Origin of the sequence: Pectobacterium artocarpous, from assembly GCF_046159765.1 — a bacterium.
In the GTDB taxonomy this organism is placed as follows: Bacteria; Pseudomonadota; Gammaproteobacteria; order Enterobacterales; family Enterobacteriaceae; genus Pectobacterium.
Map to the genome: position 1 here is coordinate 1 of NZ_JBJXVK010000046.1, position 6,917 is coordinate 6,917.

General features: G+C 56.2%; 7 protein-coding genes and 1 pseudogene. 7 read left to right on the forward strand and 1 reads right to left on the reverse strand.

Going from position 1 to position 6,917, the window contains the following annotated elements; genetic code table 11:
• Nucleotides 1-248 precede the first annotated feature (248 nt).
• From trxA to ACKQAD_RS20035, 6 genes are all read left to right on the forward strand, one after another.
• Nucleotides 249-581, forward strand: coding sequence for a thioredoxin (gene trxA, locus ACKQAD_RS20010; RefSeq protein ID WP_409161720.1), 333 nt, complete (start codon nucleotides 249-251; stop codon nucleotides 579-581).
• A gap of 2 nt (nucleotides 582-583) precedes the next feature.
• On the forward strand, nucleotides 584-3,397 hold the full coding sequence (locus tag ACKQAD_RS20015) for a S9 family peptidase (RefSeq protein ID WP_409161721.1): 2,814 nt from the start codon (nucleotides 584-586) through the stop codon (nucleotides 3,395-3,397).
• Between the two features lie 131 nt (nucleotides 3,398-3,528).
• Nucleotides 3,529-4,329 (forward strand): energy transducer TonB, encoded by an 801-nt coding sequence (locus tag ACKQAD_RS20020; RefSeq protein ID WP_409161722.1) that lies wholly within the window; start codon nucleotides 3,529-3,531, stop codon nucleotides 4,327-4,329.
• 56 nt (nucleotides 4,330-4,385) lie between these two features.
• Entirely contained in the window at nucleotides 4,386-4,961 is a 576-nt protein-coding gene (locus ACKQAD_RS20025; RefSeq protein WP_409161723.1) for a MotA/TolQ/ExbB proton channel family protein, read from the forward strand.
• Complete coding sequence (locus ACKQAD_RS20030) at nucleotides 4,882-5,268, forward strand: MotA/TolQ/ExbB proton channel family protein (protein ID WP_409161724.1); 387 nt, start codon at nucleotides 4,882-4,884, stop codon at nucleotides 5,266-5,268. The genes ACKQAD_RS20025 and ACKQAD_RS20030 overlap by 80 nt, the downstream gene beginning before the upstream one ends.
• Nucleotides 5,269-5,321: 53 nt before the next feature.
• On the forward strand, nucleotides 5,322-5,729 hold the full coding sequence (locus ACKQAD_RS20035; protein ID WP_409161725.1) for an ExbD/TolR family protein: 408 nt from the start codon (nucleotides 5,322-5,324) through the stop codon (nucleotides 5,727-5,729).
• A 204-nt stretch (nucleotides 5,730-5,933) separates the two neighbouring features.
• On the opposite strand, the gene ACKQAD_RS20040 is transcribed toward ACKQAD_RS20035, so the two are convergent.
• A complete protein-coding gene (locus ACKQAD_RS20040; protein ID WP_409161726.1) occupies nucleotides 5,934-6,134 on the reverse strand; it encodes a hypothetical protein in 201 nt (66 codons plus the stop codon).
• Nucleotides 6,135-6,209: 75 nt separating this feature from the next.
• Here ACKQAD_RS20040 and ACKQAD_RS20045 point away from each other — a divergent pair.
• Nucleotides 6,210-6,811 (forward strand): annotated as a pseudogene (locus ACKQAD_RS20045) (integrase core domain-containing protein).
• Nucleotides 6,812-6,917 lie beyond the last annotated feature (106 nt).

Sequence of the window (6,917 nt, forward strand, 5' to 3'; positions counted from 1 at the left end):
ATGGTGCTGGTTTATTAGCACTGGGTTTGTGGGGATCCCTCAGCCCGTAAGGGTGGCCACCAAGGATGGCAGACCACAAAAAAAGTTCACGCCATCACCCATAAATTGTCATCATCTTTACATCAGTACAGCCAGACAGACTATCTCACTAACTGTACTGCCCCCTCCCCTGTAATTGCCGACATTTATGGCATATTAGCTAACAAGTCCGACAACACCTGTCCTGATTACGCATCGTTAAGGAAATCATGTCTCAATATATTAACATCGTCACTGACGCTTCATTCGAAGCGGATGTCGTCCAGCAGCCAGGTCTGGTGCTGGTGGATTTTTGGGCCCCCTGGTGCGGCCCCTGCAAAACGCTGTCCCCCTTGCTGGATGAGCTTGCTACCGACTATGCGGGGCAGGTTCGTATCGCCAAAATCAATGCCGACGATAATAAGGAGCAGAGCGCACGTCTGATGGTGCGCAGCCTGCCTACGCTGATCCTGTTTCAAGATGGCGAAGAGCGGGAACGCGTGCTGGGTATTATCGGCAAAAGCCGTCTGGCAGGCCTTATCGAAAAATATTTAGAGGAGTGAATATGACGTTATTCGCCTTCCAGAACGATCCTCAAGTACACTCAGCCGCCTTGCAACGACTGGCGGCACATGTTGAGGCGCACAACGTCGTTAAGGGGTCCTTGCATTGGGACGGTGCGCAGGGAAGCATCGCCGGCTGCTTGATCGAAAGCGCCGATGCGTCACAGTGGGAATCCCTACTAGGACTGCCGCGCTGGTTCGCCTATTTGCTCGACACAGCGACTCACTCACTCAAGGTGCCGAATGCGCTGGAAGAAACCCGCGTACTGCTTGGCGCCATCGCCGTGGGAGAGGATATCACCACCGCCGGCTACGACATGATCGCGGCGCTATTGGACGAAATCACCGCGAATGAAACGCTGGATACCGCCTTGCGTCAGGCCTTTGAACTGGTGCGAATGTTGCACCTGCACCGTGCGCACGGTGGTGAAGTGTCGGCCGACGAATGGAAAAAAGCCCGCCGGGCGACGCTTGCAGCCAGCGACGCGTTGCCACTTTTACCCGAAAATCAACGCATTGCCGATCTGGCATTGCGTCGCCAGCACGCCATCGGCGGCATGATCGAAGCGGCAGCCTGGGATCCGCTGCGTTCCCCCACGGCAGCAGCGGAAGTGCTACGCCATTGGCTGGCGTTGCAAGCGCTAAACATCAATCACGATTTTGGCTGGACGTCCGCCGATGATGAAAAAACGGAAATGTTACTGAGCGAGATGTACGACAGCTACATCGCGCCCAATCCAGAGGAAGAACGCGACGTATTCCAATTGCTGGCCGAACATTATCCAGTTGAAGAAGCCCGTCTTAAAGACTACAACCGCTATCATAGCCAGCACGGTGAGGAATGCGCCAAACGCGCTTGCGCGCTGCTGGCACGTTTGCTGCCACTCGCGGGGCTGATCCCACGCCGACTGCTGTTTGGCAACCCGCAGAAGGCTGGGGCCAATATCAGCCCCGATGGTCGCTGGCTGTCCTGGGCAGCGGCAGGACCGCATGGTTTGATGAACGTTTGGGCGGCACCGGCCGACGCCCCGTCTCAGGCCCGCCAGATCACCCACGATCAGAAACGCGGCGTGCAGGGACATTTTTGGAGCTATGACTCGGCGCATATCCTGTATTCGCAGGACAAGGACGGCGACGAGAATTACCAGATCTACGCGGTGCATGTCGCCAGTGGGGAGCACCGCTGCCTGACGCCGTTCCCCGGCACACGCAGCGGTGTCGCCGCGCTGAGTCGTCAACGCCGTAACGAGATCCTGATCGCTATGAACCGACGCGATCCGCGTTTCGCCGATCTGTATACGCTGAATTTAACCGATGGCGAACTGACACTGGTACTCGAAAACAGCGACATGGACAGTTTTATTACTGATGATAATTTTGAGCCTCGTTTCGCCGAGCGTACCGCCGCCGACGGCGGACAGGAAATCCTCAAACGCGACGCGGCCGGCGAATGGCAAATATGGGAGCATTTCTCCGCAGAAGACGCACGCAACAGCGGAGTCTCTCATCTGGATCGTCACGGACGTTATCTCTACCTATACGATAGCCGAGATCGTGATACTGCCGCGCTAATCGAAGTCGATTTGGAAAATGACGGGGTGCGCCGTGTGCTGGCCGAACATCCTTTAGCGGACATCGGGGGCGTTTTTTCAGATCGCGACACGCTACGCCCGCTAGCCTACTTCGTCCACTACGAGCGCCCGCAACGGCACCTGCTGGACGATAGCCTGCGCGACGACGTCGCGTTCCTCGACACCCAGATACCCGGAGACTGGTGGCCTGGAGCCCGCACTGAAGACGACAGCCGCTGGCTGGTCAACGCGTTCTCCGATACCCAGCCAGGTTCGACCTACCTGTATGACCGTTCCGCCCAGACGCTCACCAAACTTTTCGACATCTGTCCTGAATTGTCCGAACGTCCCTTAGCACGCATGCAGCCCTTCACCGTCACTTCGCGTGACGGGCTACCGCTGGTCTGCTACCTGAGTCTGCCGCGCGAGCTGGATTCTGGCGAAATGCTGCGCGCCCGTGCGCCCGCACCGCTGGTGGTGCTGGTACACGGTGGCCCGTGGTCGCGCGATGGTTTTGGTTACAGCGCCACCCATCAGTGGCTGTGCAACCGTGGTTATGCCGTGTTGAACGTCAACTTTCGCGGTTCCACAGGCTTCGGCAAGCGATTCCTCAACGCTGGCGACGGCGAATGGGGTCGGCGTATGGATGACGACGTAGAAGATGCTGTCGACTGGGCTGTAGCCAACGGGCTTGCCGATCCGGCGCGCATAGCGATCGTCGGCACCAGCTATGGCGGCTATGCCGTGCTGTCGTCGCTCACCCAGCGTCCAGGCCGCTATGCCTGCGGTATCGACGTAGTCGGACCGGCCAATCTGGAAACGCTGATGCGCGCCATTCCGCCGCATTGGGAATCGGGTCGGAAGATGCTCTACCGCGCCGTCGGCAATCCGGAGACCGAGGCTGGCCGTGCGCTACTGTACGAGCGTTCTCCGCTGCACGCGGCCAGCGCAATCCGCGATCCGCTGTTGATTGCCCAGGGTGCAAACGATCCGCGCGTGCCGAAGAGCGAATCCGATCTGATGGCGCAGGCGCTGGTTGAGCACGGTATCCCCGTGACCTACGCCCTGTTCCCTGATGAGGGCCATGGTTTCAGCCGCGAGCCGAACCGATTGATCTTCAACGCACTGACGGAGGTCTTCCTTGCTCGTCATCTCGGCGGGCGGGCCGAACCGTTCGTCCCGGAAGATTTTCCGGGCAATACGTTGCAGATCGTCGTCAATACCAACAGCGGCGTTGCCAGCTAGTACGACAGCGTGTCTGTAAAAATACGTTGTAACGTCACGACGTGGCGATCCGTAAGCGGGCAGCCAGGGATGGCAGTTGGTTTTTACCTTACCGAGTGAGTGGTGGTGATAGAAATGGTGATTAAAGGTCAATGATGTCACTGGAAACAAACAATCGGCAGGGGTTTATCTCGCGAGTAGAGGCTGTCGTGCTGTTCATGACGGCGCTGTTGCTACATGGCGCGCTATTTTGGCTTCTGGCACAGCGGCCTGACGTCACTCCGACGCTGGCGCAGCAGTCGAATTCACTCGGGGATGAGAACGCTGTCGTGGTGGATCTGGCCGCGTCTTCTCTGCCAATGCCATCTGAACCGGAGGCCCCAGCCGAGCCACTTCAGGAACCTCCGGTGGCGGCGATGGATGAAAATACCGTACAACCGGCTCCGGAAGAACCGCCGGAGATCAAGCAGCGCCCCGAGCCTGTTCCGAAGCCCAAACCCGTAATCAAACGGGAGCCACCCGTCAAGCCTAAACCCAAACCGCCCGCAGCGACGCACACCGCGTCATCGGCACAGTCCGCTTCGTCGGTTCCACGTCAGGGAGCAAACACGGGTAGCAGCGAGGCGGTCAAGGGTACACCGACGGGAAGTCCAGAGCAGGAAAGCGTCACACCCGCTATTTCCGGCATGCAGAGTCTGGGCAATGCACCGCCCGACTATCCGTCCATGGCCTTACGCCGCAGACAAGAAGGCAGCGTCACGCTGCGCATACTGGTGCTGGAAAACGGCCGGGCCGGAGAAGTCACCGTCATACAGTCGAGTCGTTCGACGTATCTGGACGAGGCAGCTGTCAACACGGTGAAACAATGGCGATTTATCCCGGCGAAACGCGGCAGCGTGGCGATACAGGGCTATGCCAAACAAACGATTACCTTCACGCTGCCCCAGCGATAAATGCAGCGTATTTTGCGATTTACAGATAATTAGTATCAACACAAGGTGGTCTCATTATGGTAGAGAAAACACTTCCGGTTTCCGATACCGGCGCAGCGTCGAGTGAGAATGCGCCAGTTCAGACATCACAGCAACAACCTGCCGGGCTGACACAGCCGGGAACAACAGACGCGCAATCGGCTACGGCGCATACGACTACTCATGCCCAAACGCTGGCACCTTCCCAGCAAAACACCGAGTTTTTCGGCGAAGGACTGATGAATAGCCCGCTTAGCACTATGGTGGTACCCGCCGTGCTCGGCGTATTGATTTTCTTTTCGGTGGTCACTTGGGCAACACTGTTGATCAAGGGCGTCCAGTTCACTCGATTCCGCCGCCAGAACAAACAGTTCGCACACTGGTTCTGGAAATCGGCCAATCTGTCGGAAGGCTGCGATGTAGCGCAGCAAAGCCAAGGTTCGTTGGCGCGTCTGGCTCAGGTAGGCATCGACGTCGTCTGCGGTAACGATATCCCCACTCGTCGGCACGGGCTGGCGCAGCAGATTAATCGGAGTGAGCGCCTGGCGCAGCCTACGCCAGCAGATTCAACGCGAACGCCGTTCTCTGGAAAGCGGGCTGGCGATAGTCGCTAGCATCGGCAGTACCGCTCCGTTCATCGGCCTGTTTGGCACCGTGTGGGGCATCATGGAAGCGCTGATCCGCATCGGCGTAACCGGTGAGGCGGGACTGGACAGCGTCGCCGGCCCGATCGGACACGCTCTTATCGCCACAGGGATCGGCATTGCCGCCGCGGTGCCAGCAGTATTGGTGTACAACTATTTCGTCCGCCGTTTCAAACTCGCCATCGGAGATATGGAAGCCTTTGCAGAAGAGTTTTACAGCCTCGCGCAGGAAACAGCGTTTTCCCACAAACTGAACAGCGACAGCGGCGGCATATGAGCGATGGCGCTACGCTTTTCCAACCACGCGACCTGAGCGACAGGAGATAAATTATGGCTATTTCGAACCATCAAGATGACGAAATACTAAGCGAAATGAACGTGACACCGTTGGTGGATGTCATGCTGGTTCTACTCGTGGTGTTTATCGTCACAGCACCGCTGTTGACCAACGCCATTCCCCTCAAGCTGCCGCGCACTAATAGTGTTGCACCTGCGAACCAGCCACAACCGCTAGTCGTCAATATTGACCGTGAAGGTAACTATTACCTAGAACGACAACCCATGACGCTGGAGGCACTGTCCGCTGCGGTCGGCGCAGCGTACAAACAGGATGAACGTCGTGTAGTGCAACTACGCGCGGACGAGCAGGTGGTGTATGGCCGAGTGGCCAAAGCCATGGCAGCGATCCAGAAGGCCGGAGTCACTCGACTGGCGGTGATTACCGACAGTCCGGGCTGACTTAATACGTTGTGGCGTATCGTCTATATATACCAGGGTGGAATAGTCTAATTGGATACCGCCGTCCGGCGGTTTAACCTTCACAATCAACGCTTCAAGGCTGCATGATTGAAGGTGACAATTATATCTGACTACGAAAACCTCTCGTTACTGGGTAAGAAGAAACGCAGATATAGAGCTTCTATAAGCATAGGACTCTCGTCTCTATCTCCTACGGCGCGGATACAGCGTTAACGATTTTTTATCCTGCCTGGCGTAATAACCCAGCGCCAACTCGATAGCTAAATTTTTCAGTGAGTAATAGGACAGCTCGCGATAGTGGGAAAATGGCAACACCAGTTCATCTAATACTTCGTTCGCCAGCGTCCCATTCAGCAAATTGACCTGCTCCCCGTTGATTAACACACCGTGATGTTAGTAATGTCTTCATCAGCAACGTGAGGGCATCCCCATGGAGAAGCGCTTTCCGACAAACCGCTCATCAGTATCCTGCGTGAGGCTGAAGCCGGGGTTTCTGCCCGGGAGCTTTGCCGTAAGCATGCTATTTCAGACGCCACCTTTTACATCTGGCGCAGGAGGTTTGTCGGCATGGAAGTCCCGAGTGAAGCGGCTCAAGTCGCTTGAAGAGGAGAACACCCGTCTCAAGAAGCTGCTTGCTGAAGCCATGCTGGATAAGGGCGCTTTGGTTACAGGCGTTCAGGTGACACGCATTCTGGACAGCATTGCACTATTTCATTCATGGCTATCCGGCGACGATAAGAACCGATCAGGGCCCGGAATTTACCTGCCTCGCGCTCGTTCAATGGGCCTTTGAACATGGTGTTGAGTTTCGCTTAATCCAGCCGGGGAAGCCAACGCAGAACGGATTTATTGAGAGCTTTAACGGCCGCTTCCGGGATGAATGCCTGAATGAGCACTGGTTCAGAGATATTCTTCATGCCCGGAAAATAATTAACGGCTGGCGGCAGGACTATAACGAGTGCAGACTTCATTCATCGCTTAATCACCAGACACCATCTGAATTTGCAGCAGGCTGGAGAAATGGAAAATTTGAAGGTAAACAAACCGACATTACTAACTGACTGTTGTATCTAATACTGGGGGCAGGTCAATCTGTAAGTATCCCATTTAAACGAACCATTCACTTTTAGAGATCTTCCGACATACTGATTATGTCCCTGTGAGGAG

Coding starts and splice junctions, on each gene's coding strand:
- ACKQAD_RS20015 (WP_409161721.1), top strand. CDS start 584: ATGACGTTATTCGCCTTCCAGAACGATCCTCAAGTACACTCAGCCGCC.
- ACKQAD_RS20025 (WP_409161723.1), top strand. CDS start 4,386: ATGGTAGAGAAAACACTTCCGGTTTCCGATACCGGCGCAGCGTCGAGT.
- ACKQAD_RS20035 (WP_409161725.1), top strand. CDS start 5,322: ATGGCTATTTCGAACCATCAAGATGACGAAATACTAAGCGAAATGAAC.
- ACKQAD_RS20020 (WP_409161722.1), top strand. CDS start 3,529: ATGATGTCACTGGAAACAAACAATCGGCAGGGGTTTATCTCGCGAGTA.
- trxA (WP_409161720.1), top strand. CDS start 249: ATGTCTCAATATATTAACATCGTCACTGACGCTTCATTCGAAGCGGAT.